Origin of the sequence: Brevibacterium sp. SIMBA_078 (assembly GCF_046534565.1) — a bacterium.
Lineage (GTDB): Bacteria > Actinomycetota > Actinomycetes > Actinomycetales > Brevibacteriaceae > Brevibacterium.
The window spans coordinates 1-269 of the sequence record NZ_JAWRYQ010000243.1 but is presented as its reverse complement, the minus strand read 5'-3'; the positions used below and the strand labels follow the sequence as shown (position 1 = coordinate 269).

Annotated in this window: 1 protein-coding gene; it reads right to left on the bottom strand. The window is 36.1% G+C overall.

Translation table 11 applies throughout. The features are described from left to right. Window positions 1–269: PrpR N-terminal domain-containing protein (locus tag SB749_RS19585; RefSeq protein WP_410711775.1), on the bottom strand; the 269-nt coding region annotated here is incomplete at both ends.

The following is a 269-nucleotide window of genomic DNA, read 5'->3' as shown; positions in this document are numbered from 1 at the left end:
AAAGCAATACGTTTGTATTGCTTCAAACTAGAGATGGCTTGGATAACATCAAACATACCTGTTCTAATGACCTGGATTTCGATGCTCAATATTTTTTGTAGATAGCTAGCTGTTGCCCCTGTACACAAAATAATTTGGCAACCATTTACAGTTAATTGTTGTGCTACGTCCTCAACATCAGAAATATGACATTCAACAAAACCTATATCTTGTGAATTAATTTCCGATATTGCTTGTTCGACCAAAGAGCGAATCCCATTAATGTTCGG